Annotated in this window: 19 protein-coding genes, 1 tRNA gene and 1 pseudogene; 9 read left to right on the top strand and 12 right to left on the bottom strand. The window is 54.0% G+C overall.

What is annotated here, in order from left to right:
- Positions 1–20: 20 nt before the first annotated feature.
- Positions 21–1,634 (bottom strand): methyl-accepting chemotaxis protein, encoded by a 1,614-nt coding sequence (locus tag ACUN9X_RS13255; protein ID WP_445473390.1) that lies wholly within the window; start codon positions 1,632–1,634, stop codon positions 21–23.
- Between the two features lie 266 nt (positions 1,635–1,900).
- Here ACUN9X_RS13255 and ACUN9X_RS13250 point away from each other — a divergent pair, with 266 nt between their 5' ends.
- The 4 genes from ACUN9X_RS13250 to ACUN9X_RS13235 all read left to right on the top strand — a co-directional run bounded on the left by ACUN9X_RS13250 (position 1,901) and on the right by ACUN9X_RS13235 (position 4,798).
- Positions 1,901–2,248 (top strand): ArsR/SmtB family transcription factor, encoded by a 348-nt coding sequence (locus ACUN9X_RS13250; protein ID WP_260037532.1) that lies wholly within the window; start codon positions 1,901–1,903, stop codon positions 2,246–2,248.
- 10 nt (positions 2,249–2,258) lie between these two features.
- Complete coding sequence (gene arsC / locus ACUN9X_RS13245) at positions 2,259–2,696, top strand: arsenate reductase (glutaredoxin) (protein ID WP_445473389.1); 438 nt, start codon at positions 2,259–2,261, stop codon at positions 2,694–2,696.
- Positions 2,693–3,418, top strand: coding sequence for an arsenical resistance protein ArsH (arsH, locus tag ACUN9X_RS13240; protein ID WP_260037535.1), 726 nt, complete (start codon positions 2,693–2,695; stop codon positions 3,416–3,418). Before arsC ends, arsH begins: the two co-directional genes overlap by 4 nt.
- Before the next feature lie 78 nt (positions 3,419–3,496).
- Positions 3,497–4,798 carry an arsenic transporter gene (locus ACUN9X_RS13235; protein ID WP_445473388.1) on the top strand — a complete coding sequence of 434 codons (1,302 nt, stop codon included), beginning with the start codon at positions 3,497–3,499 and terminating at the stop codon, positions 4,796–4,798.
- 43 nt (positions 4,799–4,841) lie between these two features.
- Here ACUN9X_RS13235 and ACUN9X_RS13230 read toward each other — a convergent pair whose 3' ends face one another.
- Both ACUN9X_RS13230 and exaC read right to left on the bottom strand, forming a co-directional pair.
- The gene (locus tag ACUN9X_RS13230) at positions 4,842–5,435 is read right to left on the bottom strand and encodes a sugar O-acetyltransferase (RefSeq protein WP_445473387.1); all 594 of its coding nucleotides are present in this window, start codon (positions 5,433–5,435) and stop codon (positions 4,842–4,844) included.
- A 147-nt stretch (positions 5,436–5,582) separates the two neighbouring features.
- Entirely contained in the window at positions 5,583–7,103 is a 1,521-nt protein-coding gene (gene exaC / locus ACUN9X_RS13225) for an acetaldehyde dehydrogenase ExaC (protein ID WP_445473386.1), read from the bottom strand.
- 379 nt (positions 7,104–7,482) lie between these two features.
- On the opposite strand from exaC, the gene ACUN9X_RS13220 reads away from it, so the two are divergent.
- The 5 genes from ACUN9X_RS13220 to ACUN9X_RS13200 all read left to right on the top strand — a co-directional run bounded on the left by ACUN9X_RS13220 (position 7,483) and on the right by ACUN9X_RS13200 (position 13,088).
- Entirely contained in the window at positions 7,483–7,830 is a 348-nt protein-coding gene (locus ACUN9X_RS13220; RefSeq protein WP_445473385.1) for a hypothetical protein, read from the top strand.
- A 252-nt stretch (positions 7,831–8,082) separates the two neighbouring features.
- Positions 8,083–10,575: a galactose oxidase-like domain-containing protein gene (locus ACUN9X_RS13215; protein WP_445473384.1), complete on the top strand. Its 2,493-nt coding sequence runs from the start codon at positions 8,083–8,085 to the stop codon at positions 10,573–10,575.
- The gene (locus ACUN9X_RS13210; RefSeq protein WP_445473383.1) at positions 10,572–11,603 is read left to right on the top strand and encodes a hypothetical protein; all 1,032 of its coding nucleotides are present in this window, start codon (positions 10,572–10,574) and stop codon (positions 11,601–11,603) included. The genes ACUN9X_RS13215 and ACUN9X_RS13210 overlap by 4 nt, the downstream gene beginning before the upstream one ends.
- Positions 11,604–11,877: 274 nt before the next feature.
- On the top strand, positions 11,878–12,303 hold the full coding sequence (locus tag ACUN9X_RS13205; RefSeq protein WP_445473382.1) for a VOC family protein: 426 nt from the start codon (positions 11,878–11,880) through the stop codon (positions 12,301–12,303).
- A gap of 113 nt (positions 12,304–12,416) precedes the next feature.
- Positions 12,417–13,088, top strand: a complete 672-nt coding sequence (locus tag ACUN9X_RS13200; protein WP_445473381.1) for an HAD-IA family hydrolase — start codon at positions 12,417–12,419, stop codon at positions 13,086–13,088.
- 173 nt (positions 13,089–13,261) lie between these two features.
- On the opposite strand, the gene ACUN9X_RS13195 is transcribed toward ACUN9X_RS13200, so the two are convergent.
- From ACUN9X_RS13195 to ACUN9X_RS13155, 9 genes and pseudogenes are all read right to left on the bottom strand, one after another.
- Positions 13,262–13,810, bottom strand: coding sequence for an NADAR family protein (locus ACUN9X_RS13195; RefSeq protein ID WP_445473380.1), 549 nt, complete (start codon positions 13,808–13,810; stop codon positions 13,262–13,264).
- A 57-nt stretch (positions 13,811–13,867) separates the two neighbouring features.
- On the bottom strand, positions 13,868–14,164 hold the full coding sequence (locus ACUN9X_RS13190) for an IS3 family transposase (protein ID WP_445473379.1): 297 nt from the start codon (positions 14,162–14,164) through the stop codon (positions 13,868–13,870).
- Positions 14,161–14,757, bottom strand: a pseudogene (locus tag ACUN9X_RS13185) (IS3 family transposase); the annotation flags it as partial. The gene ACUN9X_RS13190 and the pseudogene ACUN9X_RS13185, both read right to left, overlap by 4 nt.
- Positions 14,721–15,029, bottom strand: coding sequence for a transposase (locus ACUN9X_RS13180; protein ID WP_445473378.1), 309 nt, complete (start codon positions 15,027–15,029; stop codon positions 14,721–14,723). The pseudogene ACUN9X_RS13185 and the gene ACUN9X_RS13180, both read right to left, overlap by 37 nt.
- Positions 15,030–15,181: 152 nt before the next feature.
- Entirely contained in the window at positions 15,182–15,601 is a 420-nt protein-coding gene (locus ACUN9X_RS13175; protein ID WP_445473377.1) for a hypothetical protein, read from the bottom strand.
- A gap of 144 nt (positions 15,602–15,745) precedes the next feature.
- On the bottom strand, positions 15,746–16,246 hold the full coding sequence (locus tag ACUN9X_RS13170; protein WP_445473376.1) for a hypothetical protein: 501 nt from the start codon (positions 16,244–16,246) through the stop codon (positions 15,746–15,748).
- Between the two features lie 95 nt (positions 16,247–16,341).
- Positions 16,342–16,785 carry a hypothetical protein gene (locus tag ACUN9X_RS13165; RefSeq protein ID WP_260037559.1) on the bottom strand — a complete coding sequence of 148 codons (444 nt, stop codon included), beginning with the start codon at positions 16,783–16,785 and terminating at the stop codon, positions 16,342–16,344.
- Between the two features lie 595 nt (positions 16,786–17,380).
- Positions 17,381–17,471: transfer RNA gene (locus ACUN9X_RS13160), tRNA-Ser, on the bottom strand.
- 293 nt (positions 17,472–17,764) lie between these two features.
- A complete protein-coding gene (locus ACUN9X_RS13155) occupies positions 17,765–18,595 on the bottom strand; it encodes a CheR family methyltransferase (protein WP_260037567.1) in 831 nt (276 codons plus the stop codon).
- Position 18,596: the final 1 nt, after the last annotated feature.

Here is an 18,596-nt window from a genome sequence, read left to right as displayed (position 1 = left end):
TCCCGCAACGATGTCCGGTCTCACTGGCTGTTGGTCTGGAAACGGGCGATTAGCGCCTTGAGCGAAACAGATTGTTCGCGTAGCTGGGACCCAACGGCTGATGTATTACTCACATTTCGCTCGAGCCCGTTCGAGCTTTCGCTAAGCGCATCGGAGCGCCGACCGACACGGCCGATTTCTTCCCGCTGCGCCATGATGGACTCATCTACTTCATCACTGAGGTGTTTTAGGTCGTCAAAGGTATGCTGCAGTGCAACCAGATGGCTCTTGAGGTCGCCGAGCGTTTCGCGGTTTCCGTCGCCAGCCTTACGTGTCTCATCCAACAAGCCGTTGGCCTGATCAACCTGTGAGACGAGTTCTGTTACCCATTGCCGAATCTGGCCTGTCGATTCCCCGGTGCGCCGCGACAGGCTCCTGACTTCGTCCGCAACAACAGCGAACCCGCGCCCCTGATCGCCTGCCCGAGCTGCCTCAATTGCTGCATTGAGTGCAAGCAAGTTGGTTTGCTCTGCAATATCTGCGATCACGCTGATCACTTGTTCAATCTTGACGCTGGAGCCCCGCAAAGCTTCGATTGCACTGGCAACCCGGCCTATGACTTCAACGGCGTGTTCAGCGGCGTGTTCGCTTTGCCGGAGCTGGTTCTGGACGTCGCCGTTGCCCTCTACAGCATCACTGACCTTGTCTCGCGATACCTGAGCGGAATGTTCAATTTTGGCAGTGCGATCTGTAATCACTGCCATCGACGACACGACATCCCGAATCTGCTGGTTGGTGTTGTCCGTAGACGCCCTGACCTCTTCAGATTGCTGTTCCAGGGTATGCGCCCGTTCCTCAAGAGCATTTGAAGCGACCGTCACATCACCAATAAAATCGGTGAATTTTGCGATCAGACCATTGATGGCCTTTGCAACAGACGACACCTCGTCATACCCATCGCTCGGGAGTTGCGTTGAAAGATCCGCATTTCGCTCCATTTCGCGAAGGCGGCCTGCAATCAGCTGTAAGCGTGTGGTGACAGTGCGGCGCAGCCAATACGTCATCGCAAACACGGCAACCAGGAAAATCAGGGCACCCATTAAAAGGAAGTTCTTCTGCTGATCCAAAAATTCCAATAACCCCTCTGCCCCCGCGTCTGCTCTTTGGCGCCCCAGCGTGCGTTGTTCATCTATGGCAGCAAGCATCGGGTCAATCGCGGGATACAGATTGAAATCAACAACCTTACCGACAGAGTAATAGCTTCGCTCGTCGATCCCTTTTCCCATCAGCGCAAGCAATTCAAGTACGGCGTCATGAGTTTGTTGGTGATCGTCCGCCCATTGCTCCAGTCGCGGGTTATGCCTCGCAATCTCCCATTGGACGCTGATCTCATCAGTAATCCCGGCAAACCGTTCAGTGACTTCGTCCCAGAGCAGAAGCTGTGATTTGATCCGGTAGGCGATGTCCAGGAGTTCCCTGTGGCTCTGATCCAGGTCGTTCAGCAACCACACATCAGCCATTTCCTCCCTGACGAGGTGATCAGTTTCATTTTTAGCTTCCGTCACCACTGCCATCGCTATCCATGCGAGTGCTCCAAGAGCAAAAACCGAGACACCGGAAAACAGTACAAGTCGAAGCCGGACAGTTAGTCGCATAGCATAAGAACCTCTCAGATGGTCAGGGGCAGCCTATGCCGACGACATGACAGTTTTGTTTCAATTCATTCAAAAACGGAGCAAAAACATCAAACTAAACGATGTTTTACGTGGTTTTATATTCCGATTTCATTTACGCAACACATCCTGTGCTGCAACGAGGAGTTCTCTTCAAATAGAACACTGCGGATCCCCCATCCGACATCAATCGCAAAAGCTTCCAAAATTCCCTTGCATAATTTTGTTATGTCCATAAACTTGGACATATGGACAATACAAACGCAATCGCCACCTTTTCCGCCCTGGCTCAGGACACTCGGCTAGATGCCTTTCGTCTACTGGTTCGCCACGAGCCGGAGGGCCTGCCGGCAGGCGAAATAGCCCGCGAGCTTGATGTGCCGCACAACACCATGTCGGCCCACTTATCGGTGTTATCCCGTGCCGGGCTGGTGCATTCGACCCGCCACAGCCGTTCCATTATTTACAGAGTCAATCTTGATGCCATGCAGGAGACGCTTCGCTTTCTGGTTGAAGACTGCTGTGGTGGCCATCCTTCGGTGTGCGGTCCGTTGACGACCGCCTTGCCCCCTTGCTGCCCTGATACAAGCGAATAACGAGGTCGTTATGAAGCCGATTATTTACCACAACCCCGCCTGCGGAACGTCAAGAAACACACTTGCCATTCTCGAGGCATCGGGCGAAACACCCGAGGTCATCGAGTATCTGGTCAACCCTCCCAGCCGCGCACGGCTCGTTGAATTGTTGGCCGCGATGCAGATGCCTCCACGCGAGCTATTGCGACGCAAAGGCACGCCTTACGACGACCTCAAGCTGGATAATCCCGCGCTAACCGATTATCAGCTGATTGACGCGATGATCGACCACCCGATCCTGATCAACCGGCCGGTCGTGATTACCGAGAAAGGCACGGCCCTTTGTCGACCTTCCGAGCGAGTTTTTGAATTGCTTGAAAACCCTGTGGCGCAGTTCACTAAAGAAGATGGCGAGACAGTTACCCCCGCATCCAGCCAAGAACACAACCCTGACAGGAGCGCCCAATGACGGATTCCCGTTTTGAAGATCTGCCGAATATTGCACCCGGCGAACTCCATCCTATCGACACCCATGCGCTGGCCGGTTCCGACTCACCTGATCACCCACCCCGGATTCTCGTGCTTTACGGCTCGCTGCGGCCAAGATCATTTTCGCGCTTTGCTTCGGAAGAGGCGGCTCGCCTTCTCCGCTGGTACGGGTGTGAGGTAAAGACATTCAACCCGACCGGCCTGCCACTGCCAGATGCTGCAGAGCCCGACCACCCCAAGGTGAAAGAATTGCGTGATCTCGCGACCTGGTCTGAAGGCATGGTCTGGGTCAGCCCGGAACGCCATGGCGCCATGACCGGCATAATGAAGGCCCAGATCGACTGGCTGCCATTATCAATTGGCGGTGTGCGGCCAACTCAAGGCAAAACACTGGCGGTAATGCAGGTGTCCGGCGGCAGCCAGAGCTTCAACGCTGTTAACCAGATGCGTATTCTCGGCCGGTGGATGCGGATGATCACTATCCCTAACCAGTCATCTGTACCCAAAGCTTTTGCCGAATTCGACGCCAATGGTCGTATGAAGTCTTCACCTCTATATATGCGGATTGTTGACGTGTGTGAGGAGCTGGTGAAATTCACATGGCTGACCCGCAGCCGGTCCGGCTACCTTACGGACAGATACTCAGAGCGCGTCGAAAGTGCTGAAGAGGTCTCCCGTCGCGTTAATCAAGGCGCTATTTAAGATCCATGGGGAAGCGGTGTTTCTGAAACCGGTCGTCAGAAACGTCTGGTATTGAAGTGATATGTTCTGGAGATCAACGTGTTGGCATTTGCCATTTTTGTAGTCACCCTGATATTCGTGATCTGGCAGCCCAAAGGGCTTGGCATAGGCTGGAGCGCATTGGCTGGCGCGGCAGTCGCACTTGCCGCAGGTGTCGTGAACTTCGGCGATATCGCCATCGTATGGGATATTGTCTGGGACGCCACCTTTACCTTCGTAGCCTTGATCATCATATCGCTGATACTAGATGAAGCCGGCTTCTTCGAATGGGCGGCGCTTCATATTGCCCGCTGGGGCAATGGCCGCGGACGCCTGCTATTCCCCCTGATCATTCTGTTGGGCGCGATGATTTCCGCGCTTTTTGCCAACGACGGCGCCGCACTGTTATTGACGCCGATTGTACTGGCCATCCTGGTGCGGCTTGAGTTCAGGCCCCAGGCGGCTCTCGCCTTTATCATCACAACAGGATTTGTGGCGGACTCGGCAAGCTTGCCGCTCGTCACATCCAATCTCGTCAATATCGTCAGCGCCAATTTCTTCGACGTCAGCTTTTCGCGATACGCAGCAGTGATGATCCCGGTTGATATCATCTCGATACTGGCCACGTTTCTGGTACTCGGCCTCTATTTCAGAAAAGATATTCCCAAGCGCTACTCAATTGACCGTATTGACGCACCGGCTTCTGCCATTCGCGATCAGCAGGTGTTTCGTGCCGCATTTCCGGTACTCACCGTATTACTGATTGCGCTGTTTGTGACCGCTCGCTGGCACATTCCCATTTCAATCATCATGGGTGTTGCCGCGCTGATACTGATGGCTATTGCCGGTCGTTGGTTCACCCCAGGTAAAACAGCGGTCGTGTCAGTTTCCAAAGTTGTGCGGCACGCGCCCTGGCAAATCGTGCTGTTTTCCGTCGGCATGTATCTGGTGGTGTATGGCCTTGGCAATGCCTGGCTAACGAACAGCGCGGCCGGGATGCTGACCTGGCTCAGCCAACAAGGAGAGTTTATTGCAACCCTGGGTACCGGGTTTGCAGCAGCCATTCTGGCGTCCGTAATGAACAACATGCCCTCCACCCTTATAGGCGCATTGGCAATTGATCAGGTCAACGCACCGGCGCTCACCAGAGAACTAATGGTTTACGCCAACGTTATCGGCAACGATCTCGGCCCCAAATTCACCCCTATCGGGAGCCTTGCCACTCTGTTGTGGCTGCACGTGCTTGCTGGCAAAGGGCATCGTATTACCTGGGGACAGTATATGAAGGTGGGGCTGGTGCTAACGCCGCCCGTGTTGTTGCTGACGCTGATTGCGTTGGTGGTTTGGTTGCCGATGATTTAAGGCTGGAAGCGTTTCCAGCCCTTGCTCTGCGCCTTTGCGCGTCTCAGGCCATATCAGTGCTTTTAATCGACGTGGCCTCCTCCTCTGTTATCGCCCGAATGACGCGGCAGGGATTACCTGCCGCAAATACCCCTTCCGGAATATCCCGTGTGACAACGCTTCCCGCGCCGATGATGGTGCGTGAGCCGATTCGAACGCCCGGGCAGATGATGGCGCCACCGCCAACCCATACGTCAGATCCAATTTCGATCGGTTTCGCATATTCCTGCCGGCGTCTTAGCGCCGCATCAAAGGGATGAGTTGCAGTGTAAATCTGAACAGCCGGGCCGAAGAGTGTGTAATCGCCGATGGTGACACGAGCGACGTCCAGCACCACGCAATTGAAGTTGAAGAACACCCGCTCGCCCAGCTCAATATTGGTTCCATAATCGCAGAAGAAAGGCGGCTGCATCCCCACTGTATCGCCACCCTTATTGAAGAGTTCAAGCAGGATGACTGCGCGCTCTTTATCCTGACCCTCACGGGTTGCGTTGAGGTCCTGACAGAGATCTCTCGCCCGATTGCGGGCTTCTACGAGCACCGGATCAGTGGGGTCATAGAGTTCCCCGCTTAACATTTTTTCCCATTCAGAAAGCATTTTGTTCCTCTTGAGAGTGCAGGTTCGTTTCGATGATTCATTCCAATACCGGGGCGACACCTCCCTGTGCCTAATTGAGGGCATTAGAAAGGCGATCCAGCACGCCCCGCCCCGTCTAGTGCAACTCTAAGTTTCAGACCAAGCGTGTTAGAAAAAGCCCAGTGGATTGGTGTCATAGCTGATAAGCATGTTCTTGGTCTGCTGGTAATGCTCAAGCGCCATTTTATGGGTTTCACGCCCCACACCGGACTTTTTGTAACCACCGAACGCCGCACCTGCCGGATAGGCGTGATAGCAGTTCATCCACACCCGACCAGCCTGAATGCCACGCCCCATGCGGTACTGGCGATTAGTATCACGAGTCCAGACACCGGCACCAAGACCAAACTCGGTGTCATTGGCGATCGCCAGCGCCTCTTCTTCGTCCTTGAAGGTCGTCACCCCCACAACGGGGCCGAAGATCTCTTCCTGGAAGACGCGCATTTTGTTGTCGCCCTTGAACAGCGTCGGCTGGATATAGAAGCCTTCGTTAAACTCCTCGTCCATCACTTCTCGGCCGCCACCGGTCAGCACTTGCGCACCTTCCTGTTTGCCTATATCCATGTAGGACATGATCTTGTCGAACTGTTCCTTGCTGGCCTGAGCGCCGACCTGAACATCGGTATCCAGTGGATTGCCGCGTTTAATCGTTTTGGTGCGCTCAATTACCTTGGCCATGAATTCTTCATACATGTCTTCCTGTACCAAGGCCCGCGATGGACAGGTACAGACTTCGCCCTGATTGAAAAACGCCAGCACCAGACCTTCAACACACTTATCGATAAACTCGGGCTCGCCCTGCATCACATCAGAGAAATAGATGTTCGGCGACTTGCCCCCCAGTTCCACGCTGGACGGAATGATGTTCTCCGCTGCGCATTTCATGATGTGGGAACCAACGGGCGTGGAGCCGGTAAAGGCAATCTTGGCGATACGCTTGCTGGAGGCCAGCGCCTGGCCGGCTTCTGCACCAAAGCCATTAACGATATTCACCACACCCGGGGGCAACAGATCACCCACCAGCTCCATCATCAACAGAATGGCGGCCGGAGTTTGCTCGGCAGGTTTGAGCACCGTGCAGTTGCCCGCGGCCAGACAGGGTGCAAGCTTCCAGGCTGCCATCAGAATCGGAAAGTTCCAGGGTATGATCTGCCCTACCACCCCCAGCGGTTCATGAAAGTGATAGGCAACGGTATTACCGTCAATTTCGCCCATATGACCTTCCTGAGCCCGAATGCAGCCGGCGAAGTACCGGAAATGATCGACCGCAAGCGGAATATCAGCATTCAGGGTTTCACGAACCGCCTTGCCGTTGTCCCAGGCTTCGGCCACGGCGAGCTTCTCGAGATTGGCTTCAATACGATCTGCAATTTTCAACAGAATATTGGAACGTTCAGTAATCGACGTTTTACCCCAGGCCGGTGCAGCCTTATGAGCGGCATCCAGTGCAAGGTTGATATCTTCTTCGGAGGAACGGGGAATTTCGCAAATCACCGCGCCGGTTACAGGCGTGATGTTCTCGAAATACTGCCCTTTTACCGGTGCGACCCACTCGCCACCGATGTAATTTTCATAGCGGGGTTTGAAGGAGACAACAGAGCCTTCCTTACCAGGTTGTGCGTAAATCATGACCGTGACCTCTCTTGTTATTGGCTGCGAAAACGTTCAACAACCGCGACAATGCGGTGCACGTCTCGACGACTTCACTCTAGCGGGCACCTGCGAATGTAGAAATGATCCTTTCGGAGCACCTACTTTGTAGTAGGTTAAATTCGCCACAAGTTCCAGTAGAAAAAGCAGAGGGGTAAACTTACAACGGGCGGACCTGATGGGATAAAAATGCTTGTTCGGGCAGATAGAAGTCCGTTCAAGCGCACTCTCATTTTCACTTTTTTAAACACACGATTACCTTGAGCACTCACCTATGAAGACCCCTTTTGTTGTCACTGTACTGTGTTTGTCGGCCCTGCTCTCAGGCTGTACCAATGTAACCGGTGACAACCTGAGAATGATCTCGTACACCGACCAGAAAACCCTGAGTGAAGATACCCTCTTCACTGTGGCAAACGGCTTTTTTACGCGCGCCGGCTATGAGTGCGACGACCAGGGTGGGTCTGTTCAGTTACTTTGTAACAAGGAGCTGCGGGATCTTTATATCCACCAGACGACTGCAGAAGTGACGATTTCTCAGGGCGCCGGCGAAGAAAAGGATCCGGATTATGTGCTGGCCACATCAAGATGGGATGAAGGAATGATTCCGAGTGAATTTCTCTCCAGCCGTTTCTCCAATGAGGATGTACAAGCGTTTTGTGACTATCTGGCTCAGGAAACGCAAGCTGTCTGCCAAGAGCTTTAATCGGCTATCCCCATCATTCAGTGGCAACCCCGGAGCCCTTTGCTAGCGCACCCTAAACCGGCAGATGGGCTCACCTCGCTCATGTAATTATCTCAGTCCCTTCAAAGCAAAAGTCCGGCAACAAAACGTTCTCTGCAACCAAATGTAACCGCCGCGCGTACTAGCTCTGACCACTCGGCTTCCAAGCCGGGAGGGAAATACAACAATAAAGCGGAGTCGCACTCCGGTCGGCTCCTGCGGGGAGAGTGCTACATGCGCGTAGAAAAGAACTACATGCGATTACCTCTGGCATCAGCGATGGCCCTGGCCATCGCGGGGACGACGCCGGCATACGCTGGTCTACTGGGCGGATTGCTCGGCGGTGACGGCAAGAGTGCCGGCGATGGCCAGCCTTCTGCGGTCACCGGGGACGGCGGCTTCTTTAGCGAACCCTTTGCCGAACCCACCATTCAGGTTGACGGCGAACAGGTCGCCACCAGTGACCGCTGCATTGTGGATGCCGGCGGAGACCTTCAATGCAAGCCAGCCGCAGGTACTATCGCTGTGCTAGGAGATGGCCGTTTCGTTTATCTGAATGCGCTGGAAGGCACGGAAAACGTTGAGCTCGCCGTGATCGCCCAGTTCGGTGAAGTCTCGGTCAACGACCAGTCACGCGTGATGACGCTGGACGAGAATGACCAGCCGAGCTGGATCAAGCCCACTCCTAACGACGGCGGCGCCAATCCCGACGGCAACGACAGCACCACGCTGACCGGCGGGCTGCTCGATACCGCTGACAACACCGACAAAAATGACGGCGCACTGTTCTGTGCCGATGTTGTGTTTCTTCCCGATGGCAGAATGATGGCGGTCGGCGGCACGGACTATTACACCGAGCCCGGCGTTGACGGCCTGCCTGTGGGCGTAGTGGAGTTGGAGGGCCTGAAGTCCTCGCGCATCTTCGATCCGGAAACCAACACCTGGAGCCAGAGCGGTGACATGCAATATGGCCGCTGGTACCCAAGCCTGGTGAGCCTGGCCAACAGCGATGTATTCGTCGCCAGCGGCGTGACCAAACTGCTCAAGCCGGTGTACCCGGAAGATCCTCTTCAGTCCGGCCGCAACGTCGCCCAAACCGAAACCTACGATATCGACAGCGGTACCTGGAGCAACAACGGCTCAGCCGCTCAGCGCTCGCTGCCACTGTTCCCGCGCATGCATCTGCTGCCCAACGGCCATGTGTTCTACAACGCCGGCGGTCAGGCTTTCAATCCCTTCGGGCAGGCTTATGACCAGGCGCTGTGGAACATCGTCGGCACCTATAATCCTGAATCAAAGCAGTGGACAGATCTGGGCTATGCCGGCCTTCCGTTGCGGCTCAACGAACTGGGTTTGGACGCACTGAGCACCACGCTCAATCCAACCAATATCAATCCAGATCAGGTAGAGCGTCTTCTCAGTGATCTGGTCGGCAAGACACTGGATGATCCGACAGCTGCGATTGGTCAGTTGCTTGAGACCCCGGTCGACGACCGTGCACTCGAGCGTGCCATTGGTTCCGGCATGCGCGGATCGACGTTCTCGATTCAACTGCCACTGCGTCCGGATAGCAACGGCGGATATCACAAGTCAGAGTTCCTGACGGCCGGCGGCGTACCAACTTATGTGACGGCCGGCAGCCCGGGCGGCTACTTGCCCATTTCCTCATCACGTATCGATACCGTTACCAGCAACGGCGATGAAATGGCCTACGAGTCGCGCCTGACTGGCTCGCTCAACCAGCCGCGTTGGTACGGTTCGGGCGTGGCGATGCCTGACAACAGCGTGATGGTGTTCTCTGGTGGCACACGCGATGGCGTGGTGGCTACGGGGCTGGAAGGCGCGATCATCCAGTCCGAGCGTTTTGATCTTGAAACCGAAACATGGAAACCAATGGCCTCAGCGCACCGTGAACGCACCTACCACAACACCGCTGTGCTAATGACGGATGGACGGGTTCTGGTGGGCGGTCACTCCCCCATCAACACCGCGTATCTGTCATTCATCAATCTGGATGAGCTGGGATTTGCGGACTATGCCGGGCGCGACCCGTCGTTCGAAATCTACACGCCACCCTACGCTACCCGGGATGATCGTCCGATGATCGAACAGGCGCCTGTCGCACTGCTTACTAATGGTGGTGAATTCGATATCCGCACAGACCGGTCAGACATTGACCAGGTCATGCTTGTCCGTCGCAAGGCGACTACTCACCTGGTTGACGGCGATCAGCGCTCAGTGGTGTTGCCCATCATAGACCGCAGAAACGACAAGGTAACAGTCAAAATGACCGCTAACCGTGCGGTTCTTCCGGCCGGCCAATACATGCTGTTTGTCAGCTACAAGGCAGATGACGGCATGCGGGTACCTTCGGAATCCACGCCGGTAAGCGTGCTCGCCGACCCCGGCAATCCGCAGGGCCCACTCGCCCAGCAGCTCGACCCGGCGCCCCAGGAAGCCGACAGCAATGGAGGCCTGCTCGGTGGGCTACTCAACAGCGGCAACAATGGCGGTTCGCTGCTGGATCCGATTTTCGACCTGAGCTCGGGCGGCATTAGCGCGGTACCCACCCTTGGCCAGCTTCGGGATGGCACGCCGCAGCTTCTGACCGAAGCCGGCGTTGCGATCGAAGGCGGTGCCTCGGTGCTTAAGCAAACCGTGGACGGCGCACCCGTTGCATTGCAAGGCCTGGTGATTGACTTCACCAATCTTGTGGGCAATCCATGATGAGCCGCTCCAATCGCAGCCTGCCCCTTCGGGGGCGGCTTTTGTTTGCGTTCATCGCAGCTAACCTGCTTTGGGGTACATCCGCCCATGGCCACGGCGGTGGCTCGGATGAAGACAGCGGCAGCGTACGTGCCGTGCTTGATCCTCTACCGCCGGAATTGTCATCACTGCGGGTACAGCTGCGCAAGACCCTGGCACCCCAGCTATTGGTGGCCAATCCAACGAGCAAACCGCTAACCATCGAAGACGAAGCAGGCCGCCCCTTCCTGCGCATCGGACCGGGAAATACCGAAGGAGATCTTGGCACAGCCGCATTTCACCGCACCAATACCATCATGGCGCCCGGCGCAATTTCAGCCGACGCTTCCGGCACGCCACGCTGGTCAGTCGTCGAGGCGACGCCGAATTGGGGCTGGTTCGATTTGCGACTGCGTACAGACGCGATCGATATACCCCATCAGGTCGTCGACGCAGGTGAACGTGCGTTCGTAGGCCAATGGTCGGTTCCGGTAAGACTGGGGGAAACTGAAAGCGTGATTTCCGGACGCTTCGAGTACCAACCCACGGCAAGCGGAATCGTTCAGGCGAAGGTATCGGATGTCGGAGCATTGAAAGGTCATGCGCTGGTACGTGCCATGCCGGGCAGTTCCCGTCCGGGGCTTTTCCTGTCCTACCGGGGCGAATCGCCGTTGACGCTGATGGGAGAGCATGACGAACCATTCCTGCGTTTTTCGCAGAATGGCGTTGAAGCCAATCGTCACAGCTCGACCTGGGCCAGGGTTGCACCTGCCGGCACGCCGTCGTTCGTTGACAGTGGGGATAATACCGAGGCGAACTGGGCCCAAGTATCAGGCGGGCCCAGCTACGGCTGGATCGAGCCGCGAGCAGCCTATGCCGGTAAAGTTGAGAATCCAGCCAAGTCCGGCATCGTCAAGCGCTGGCAGATACCGATACTCATCGGCGACAGCATCAGTCATATCCAGGGTGTATCCGAATGGTTCCCCAACGAGCCGGTTGCCGGCGAGTGATAACAGTAAAGATCCCGGGCAAGCACTAGCCCACCCGGGATCTTTACTTTCCGGGTCAATCCGGCTTTATTCTGTTCCATTCGAACCAATAGAACCCAACCTCCCCTGGTGAATTCGAAAAATCACGCTATAGCTGTGCACATCTGTTCGAGCCCTGGAATTTTATGAATCAAAAAAGCATAGTGACTCAAACCGTCTAAGCTTTGGTCGGTCATCACCCTTTATTTATACGGCCCAAATTTTATTGAACGCCGTCCCGTATCTGGAGCACGCCATGGCGCTTTCACCTTTTCATCTCGCCATTCCTGTCTACGATTTACCAGCAGCCCGATTTTTCTATGGCGACACCTTTGGTCTGGCAGAAGGTCGTTCCAGTGATCATTGGGTTGATTTCGATTTCTTCGGCCATCAGTTGGTGATCCACGAGCATCCCAGAACACCCTCACAGGAAAACGCCCATACCAACGCCGTAGATGGCCACGATGTGCCAGTGCCTCACTTCGGCGTCGTTCTCGAATGGAAACAATGGGAGGCGCTGGCAGAGCGACTGCGCAATCGCGACACGTCATTTGTGATCGAGCCGTACATTCGCTTCAAAGGCGAGCCGGGGGAACAGGCGACAATGTTTTTACTCGATCCTTGCGGTAATGCGTTGGAGTTCAAGGCATTCAAGGACATGGGTCAATTGTTTGCCAAATAGGCCGGTGTGATATCGAAAATTCAGATAACTGTAGCCAGATCAACCGCCAATATCGCGCCCTTACCTCTACCCTGTGATACCAACCCACTTCGACACAACGGACCTTTCCTTATATGGACGATACGAACTTTTCGCCCGGGCGCTTTGCAGCGCTTCTTTTCGATATGGACGGTACGGTCCTGAGTTCTCTCGCCTCAGCTGAGCGCATCTGGGCCGAATGGGCGCGAGAACATGATATTGACGTAGAGAAATTTCTGCCAACCATCCACGGGGTTCAGGCAGTAGAAACCATTCGCCGCCAGGCACTTCCCGGCGTCGACCCCAAAGTAGAGGCGGCACGCATCACACGCGCTGAAATCGACAATGTACAAGGAACAGAAGCGATTGCCGGTGCAGCAGCGTTGCTCAGAGATCTGCCAATTGATCGCTGGGCTGTCGTCACCTCGGCACCAAGGGCATTGGCAGAACGACGCATGGCCGCGGCCGGCCTGCCATTGCCTTCAGTAATGGTGACCGCCGAAGACGTGGAACGCAGTAAACCGGCGCCCGACGGCTACCTGTTGGCGGCCAAGCTACTGCAAGTCAACATCGGGGATTGTCTGGTATTCGAGGATGCGCCTGCAGGTATCGAAGCAGGCGTCACGGCGGGTGCAAGCGTCATCGTCGTTGCTGCGCTGCAATCCGAGCCACCGAAGACCAGGCACGCCACTATAGACAGTTATCAGGCTCTTCATGTCACTCCGGGGGATGGTGGGGTAACCGTGCAGTTGGTGGGAGCGAATTAATGGGAGATTTACTTGCTTGGCACGCCGTGGCAAGGGGCAGAAGAAGGTACTAATACAGGAAATGGTGCTATCGATGCGTGTCTACTGCACCGGGGTAAGTCCAGAGTTGGCGATGCGTGTCCACTACACTGGGGGAAGTCCATTGTCCTTTGCGGGCGCTTGTTAAGCGCGACCTACGACGATAGTTGATCGCGCACTTCCATTAGCGCGAATCCCAATAGATTAGCGCCCTTCCACAAGTTTGGGTTTTCACAGGCAGGGTCATCTTCGGCCATGCCGATACCCCAAATTTCGTCCACTGGGCTTGCTTCGACTAAAACTCGGCTACCCGTGTTAAGTAAAAATTCCTTCAGTTCCGGATTAGAACTGAATTTTGCCAAGTTACCCGCAACCACGATCTCAAAGCGACATGTGTCCCATTTTGCTTGATTGAAACCTTTAACCTCACGCCCAATAGCTTTTGCTTCTCCAGGATTAGTCGCGGCCAAAAGTCTTTTTGCAGCATCGCAATCACCAAAGATAGAAGCCTTGCGGTACATCATGTAATGCTCAGCCGTCATGAAACACTTGCCTTCGCATTTGAATGGCGCGTCATACCATTGACTGAAGCAGCTTTTCGTCACGCCGATTTTTGGCTTCTTGTGTCCCCAGAAATACACATACTTCACTCTGTTGCCGTGATTCACGTATTCCGCCAGTTCCTCTCTACTCCTGATTTTCAATCTTACTCCGTCGCTATTTGATTCCGCTGGTCCTACCCACGAAAAGTAGACACTCGGTTATGCGCATCTGCGCTCGTATTCCACCGGGCTGAGATAGCCCAAAGCGGAGTGTCTTCTCGTTCGGTTATAAAAGATTTCGATGTACTCGAAGATAGCGGATTTGGCCGCTGCGATCGACTCGAAACACTCAGCGTAGATCAACTCCACCTTAAGCCGACTAAAGAACGATTCCATCGGAGCATTATCCCAACAATTCCCTTTACGACTCATGCTCGGTACACAACCCCTTGAACGCAGGTAATCCTGGTAACCTGTCGACCGATACTGAACACCACGATCCGAATGCACAATCATCCCGGGTTCACCTCTCGGCGTCCATAGGCCATGCTCAGGGCATCGGTAATCAGTTGCTCTGTCATGCTCATATCCAGCGACCAGCCAACAATATGGCGCGAGTACAAGTCCATCACCGTCGCCAAATAAAGCCAGCGGCCATTCACCCAGATGTAGGTAATGTCGGTCGTCCACTTCAGGTTTGGAGCCGGCGCTGCAAACTGACGCCACAGCAGGTTGTCTGCCACGTTCGTCATCGCCTCAGACGTGCGACTGTATTTAAATGCCTTGCCGTTGCGGGCTCGAATAGCCTTCTCCCGCATGATTCCGGCCACATAGTTAACGGAACAGGGAACACCGGTTGCGCTCAGCTCCTGGGCAATCCGGGGAGCACCATAACGAGCTTTAAAGCTGGCGTAGGTCTCCATGACGGCCGCCTCCGTGACCACTCTGCGCTGTTCCCTGAGACTCGCTGGGCGCTGTTTCCAGCGGTAATAGCCGCTGGCCGAAACCTCCAGCACCCGACACATCAATCGAACGGCATACGACTGACGAAACTGATCCATCAGCGCGTACTTCACTCTTGGGACTTGGCGAAGTACGCAGACACCTTTTTTAGAAACTCGTTCTCCTTCCTCAAAGTCTCCATTTCGCGCTTGAGCTTGCGCATGGCTTCGCTCTCCGCCTTGGAGTAATCGACGCCATCAACGGCATTGAACTGCTTATCGGACAGGCGAGTAAACTGGCGACGCCAGTTGTAAATCTGGCCAGGATGAATGCCCAGTTCACGGGCAACGGACGCGGCTGTGCAGCCCGGTTGGTCGGCTCTTCTGACGGCTTCCCGGCGGAACTCTTCGGTGTACGCCTGGGTCTTCTTGCGGCTCATAAAGCACCTCCGTGCTAGGGGCAACCCTAACTATAGAAGGTGTCTACTGTTCATGGGTAACTCGGATTTTTAACGCCTGCAGCATGCGCTGCTTTGGAATGGAGGCGAAGCCGCAATGGAAAAGACGTCGCCATGCCTGCGATGGTTAAATATCAATGGGTTAAACGCATATCTTTGGAGAACCGCTCGTTTAGTTTCCCAAATTCCGCCGCAAACCAGCGCATCTGATCAGCTTTCTCTTGTGCGTGTGTTGATGGTAGTTCGTCTTGATGCCACTCACACATGTCGATCGACCGCTGCCATACCTCCTCGATGAACTCCATGATCTCTTCATCGAAAAGGAACGAAGCACCTTTTGTTTCGACTAGAAATTGCTGTTGCTCTTCTTCATTCGGATAGCGCTTCCTTACTACCGCCCCCATATATTCTCGCACCGACTCGTAAATCGCATAGCGTTTTTCGAATAGTTCTATCTTCAGTTTTTTTCGGTTGGTCCGATATTGCTGGATTGCGATATAGGATCCGAGAGCGGCTAGGGCAATCGGGATCAATGCGGTAAAGAAATCGATCACAATATTATATTTGTGCAGAAACGCGACTATGGTGAATCCTCCGTATATTTAACGCCTGCATAAACGGCGGCTTTTACGCAGCGAAGCGGAGAAAAAGCCGTCCGGTGGAGGACCTTTAGGCCCGGAACGTATTTAATGCTCTGGTTAGCTCTTTTCCGAGTTCTCCAGCTCCTCTTGGGGCTTGGGCCTCAAATTTTCGTAGATTCTTGAAACAGTCTCTTCAGGGACATGAGAAATGGTCTCTGGGTTACTTGAGTCCTTTAACCAATTTCTTGCTTCTAGCATGCAATTGAAAGCAAACCATGCGGCTGCCACATAAAGCCAATCCGCCTGTAAGAGCGAGTTAATACCAAAAAAGAAAACCATGATTAGAATGCCAAGCATCACCCACCGAGCGGCCAGAAGCATCGCAATTGATGCTCCATAACTGGCTAGCTGAATATTGCCTGAGCGAATGTATTCTTTGTGAAGCACATGCTTATGCACATCAATTTCTGAGTATGCTTTTGAGAAGGCCGCACCACTTGCCTTCGCTTTTTTGACGACTTTTTGAAGCAGCCAAGAGCTGATGGCGAAAACCGCAGAACCGAGAATGCTTTGCTGGAAGGGAGACAGCCCTTCAATCCAACTAAAAATTAGATCCATACTGCTTCCATATTTAGAGCTAACGCGAAGATAAGCGGCGGCCCGACAGGGACGTCCGGTGGAGGCCAACGGCCGGAACGAACTTAATCGACTTGTTAAGCATTTACGACCGCACTGACCACTGGCGCTTCTCGGGTTATTACATGAAACCAATCATCACCGGTCATTACTTCGAAATGCATAAGCTCTCCAGGCATAATGTCCATGAGTAAAGTTTCGTTTCTTACATAGTCAAGCAGAGTGGAAGACTTGTATTGGCCGACGACACCTTCGTCACGAAACTGGTGGTCAGTGGTCTTATGAGCGCACTCATCAAAAGCTTGGAGTAGAACAACATCATCAAAATAAACCCTAAATCTTTCTCCTTTTGGCTCTACTGCGTAGACGCCTTTAATTTCTATCCCATCGCCCAAGTCTAGGTCTTGTTTTTCATCTGACGTCACTCCGCAGACTAGTTCGATAGTCAATGTGCTGCCCTTGTAGATACACTTATCCACAAGCCATTTTTGATAGTTCTCTTTGTCTAATTCAGATTTCATACTGATGCTTAACAGTGGTTAGATAGCACGCTTCGTTATTGCACAAACCTGACCGCTTCATGATTACGCACAATCATCGAACGCGTTACCTACCTATAGATTTATAAAACAGTAGCTTAGCTGAGTGCTCCATCCTCCGCCATGTAATCATTTGACTTCTATGATTCGCTCACACAATCGTACTGTACAAATTTGAAAAGGACCCTCCACGCTTGGCTATTTTTCTCCACCCCTGTGGCGTTGGTTCTGTCCTATATATAGTCCAGGGTTGGAAATATGGTGGGTGATCCAGGATGTCTCCCGTTAAGGGTTTTGATCGCGGAGAGTTCCGGGGTGAAGCGCAGGGCGTGATAGTGACTCTCGGCCGTTTCTGGCTGAATTCAGGCAATAAAAAACCCGACACTAAGGTCGGGTTCTTTTATTGGCGGAGAGGGAGGGATTATTCGCAGCAAAGCTGCTCACCCCTTCGGGGCCGTCGTCGCTTTGCTCCGACGTTCCTGCGCAGGCGTTGCCTGCTCCGGTCGAACCGCGAGGGTTCTTCTACTCTGCCCAATCGGCCAATAAAAAACCCGACACTAAGGTCGGGTTCTTTTATTGGCGGAGAGGGAGGGATTCGAACCCTCGAAACGCTATTAACGTTTACACACTTTCCAGGCGTGCGCCTTCAGCCACTCGGCCACCTCTCCAATAACTGTGTCTGATTTTTGCCGCGCGGTGTATCGATTCAAGCTCGAGTACACACTTTCCAGACGTGCGCGTTATTCGCTGCTTTGCAGCTCACCCCTTCGGGGCCGTCGTCGCTTCGCTCTGACGTTCAGTCGGTCGTTCCGACCTTGGTGTCAGCCACTCGGCCGCATCTCCAATAAACTGTTTCAAACTGGCGTGCCAATCTGAGGGCGCAAACTCTAATGGTTTTCGGTATTTTTGGCAACTCAAAATCTGCAATTTGCTGAAGAATCAGTAGCCAGCGTTTCCCTGACTACTTTTTGCGGTAGATGATGCCCGGGTTGCACTGGACCATTTCGTATAGATCCGGCAGACCGTTGAGTGATTCCGAGGCGCCCAGAATAAGATAACCACCTGGATTCAGGGTGGCGTGGATGCGGGTCAGGATGTCGCGTTTGAGATCAGCAGAAAAGTAGATCAATACGTTCCGGCAGAACACCAAATCGAACTTGCCGAGCATGTACCGCTCAAGCAGGTTGAGTTCTTTGAATTCCACCATGTTGCGTATTGCCGGCTTGATTTGCCAACCGCCGGACGGCAGCGTTGCAAAAAAGCTTTTTTGACGCTCGGGCGAGAGCCCCCTGCCGATCGCCAACATTTCATATTCACCTTTGCGAGCAACATCCAGCACGCTGCGCGAGATATCCGTGGCGGTTATTTTGGCGTCGCCCTTTAGCTTGCCGGGCTTGGTGCGGCGGAACTCATCGATGGCCATACCAATCGAGTAAGGTTCCTGCCCTGTGGAGCAGGCAGCAGACCAGATTCGCAAACCTTGCGACGTTTTGCGCTCGGCGAACTCAGGCAGCAATTTGTCGCTGAGAATCCGGAAAGGATGGGTGTCCCGGAACCAGAGCGTCTCGTTGGTCGTCATGGCATCGATGACAACTTCCTTGAGCGGACTACGTCCCGGGCGCTGCAGGTTTTTGACCAGATCGCCCAGGGTGTCGTGACCGTTGTCTTCAAGGATCTTTCTGAGACGACTCTTGACCAGATACTGTTTGTTTTCACCTAACAGAATGCCGCAAGCATCCTGCAGGAACGTTTTGAAGGCCTCATATTCCTGGGGAGTAATTTCAGCTTTCATT

This window comes from Marinobacter sp. V032, from assembly GCF_052645435.1.
Note: the sequence above shows the minus strand (reverse complement) of the source record. Positions and strands in the feature narration are given on the sequence as shown.

Bases quoted from the DNA above. Each gene is read 5' to 3' on its own strand.
- ACUN9X_RS13255 (WP_445473390.1), bottom strand. From the start codon at position 1,634: ATGCGACTAACTGTCCGGCTTCGACTTGTACTGTTTTCCGGTGTCTCG.
- ACUN9X_RS13250 (WP_260037532.1), top strand. From the start codon at position 1,901: ATGGACAATACAAACGCAATCGCCACCTTTTCCGCCCTGGCTCAGGAC.
- arsC (WP_445473389.1), top strand. From the start codon at position 2,259: ATGAAGCCGATTATTTACCACAACCCCGCCTGCGGAACGTCAAGAAAC.
- arsH (WP_260037535.1), top strand. From the start codon at position 2,693: ATGACGGATTCCCGTTTTGAAGATCTGCCGAATATTGCACCCGGCGAA.
- ACUN9X_RS13230 (WP_445473387.1), bottom strand. From the start codon at position 5,435: ATGCTTTCTGAATGGGAAAAAATGTTAAGCGGGGAACTCTATGACCCC.
- exaC (WP_445473386.1), bottom strand. From the start codon at position 7,103: ATGATTTACGCACAACCTGGTAAGGAAGGCTCTGTTGTCTCCTTCAAA.
- ACUN9X_RS13220 (WP_445473385.1), top strand. From the start codon at position 7,483: ATGATCTCGTACACCGACCAGAAAACCCTGAGTGAAGATACCCTCTTC.
- ACUN9X_RS13215 (WP_445473384.1), top strand. From the start codon at position 8,083: ATGCGCGTAGAAAAGAACTACATGCGATTACCTCTGGCATCAGCGATG.
- ACUN9X_RS13210 (WP_445473383.1), top strand. From the start codon at position 10,572: ATGATGAGCCGCTCCAATCGCAGCCTGCCCCTTCGGGGGCGGCTTTTG.
- ACUN9X_RS13205 (WP_445473382.1), top strand. From the start codon at position 11,878: ATGGCGCTTTCACCTTTTCATCTCGCCATTCCTGTCTACGATTTACCA.
- ACUN9X_RS13200 (WP_445473381.1), top strand. From the start codon at position 12,417: ATGGACGATACGAACTTTTCGCCCGGGCGCTTTGCAGCGCTTCTTTTC.
- ACUN9X_RS13190 (WP_445473379.1), bottom strand. From the start codon at position 14,164: ATGATTGTGCATTCGGATCGTGGTGTTCAGTATCGGTCGACAGGTTAC.
- ACUN9X_RS13180 (WP_445473378.1), bottom strand. From the start codon at position 15,029: ATGAGCCGCAAGAAGACCCAGGCGTACACCGAAGAGTTCCGCCGGGAA.
- ACUN9X_RS13170 (WP_445473376.1), bottom strand. From the start codon at position 16,246: ATGGATCTAATTTTTAGTTGGATTGAAGGGCTGTCTCCCTTCCAGCAA.
- ACUN9X_RS13165 (WP_260037559.1), bottom strand. From the start codon at position 16,785: ATGAAATCTGAATTAGACAAAGAGAACTATCAAAAATGGCTTGTGGAT.
- ACUN9X_RS13155 (WP_260037567.1), bottom strand. From the start codon at position 18,595: ATGAAAGCTGAAATTACTCCCCAGGAATATGAGGCCTTCAAAACGTTC.